The sequence below is a fragment of the Flavobacterium sp. YO12 genome (assembly GCF_004119495.1).
Classification (GTDB): Bacteria; Bacteroidota; Bacteroidia; order Flavobacteriales; family Flavobacteriaceae; genus Flavobacterium.
Genome location: NZ_NRQU01000143.1, coordinates 1 through 1,068, shown reverse-complemented (window position 1 = coordinate 1,068; position 1,068 = coordinate 1). Strand labels below are relative to the sequence as shown.

Annotated in this window: 1 pseudogene; it reads right to left on the bottom strand. The window is 37.5% G+C overall.

From position 1 onward, the window contains the following. Positions 1 to 1,068 (bottom strand): annotated as a pseudogene (locus tag BOW55_RS20960) (hypothetical protein); the annotation flags it as partial.

The window sequence follows — 1,068 nt, the reverse complement described above, 5'->3', positions numbered from 1 at the left end:
CGTAGATCCTGGACTGCTGGTAACTGCAATTGAACCGTCGCTTTTTCCTTGGCAGCTTACATTTGTTGCAATACCGCTTACAGAAACTTTATTTTCAACTGTAAAGGTTTGAACTAATTCTGTTTTATTACCTGCACAGTCTGTTAAAGTATAAGTTCTGGTTAAAATATAAGATTCACCATTACATCCAGTTCCTCCATTGTTAGTGTCGTTTACTGCAATGTTTACAGCTCCTGCGCAGTTGTCTGCCGCATCTTTTATATCTGCTGGACTTCCTGCTGGAATGTCTGCAGCACTTTGTAGATTAGCAACATCTGATGGTGCAGTACCGGTTGGAGGTGTAGTATCTCTTACTGTTATAACTTGAGTATACGAAATTGAATTTCCACCACAATCACTTGTTGTCCAAGTGCGAGTTAAGGTATATTCTGTACCGCATTCGTTTTTAACATCGCTTTTAACTTCTTTGAAAACAATTGGTAAATCTCCATTACAATTGTCAGAAGCTTCCATGTTAAATGGTTCTGGAACAGCATCACAAGAAACAGTACTATCTGATGGAAGGTTGCCAACAAAAGTTGGTTTTGTAGTATCCTGAATTGTAATTATTTGAGTAAATGTTTCAGAGATATTTCCACAATCATCTTTTACAGTCCAAGTATTGGTGTAAGTACCTGCATTTCCGCATTCTTCAGAAGCTTTAAACTCACCGCTTACTTTATCAAGATTAGTTACATTAGTATCACATGCATCAGTTGCAACAGGGAATAAGGCTTGAGCTGCTGCTAAAGCTTGTGTATTGCTGCATTCTACTGTTCTGTTTAAAGAATCAGCTTCAGTTGACCAAGTTGGTTTTGTAGTATCTTGAATTGTAATTATTTGAGTGAATTTTTCAGAAATGTTTCCGCAAGCATCTGTAACCGTCCAAGTATTAGTATAAGTACCTGCATTTTTGCATTCTGTAGATGCTTTAAATTCACCACTTATTTTATCAATATTGGCAACACTTGTATCGCAGGCATCAATAGCAGTTGGGAATAAAGCTTGAGCAGTTGCTAAAGCTTGCGA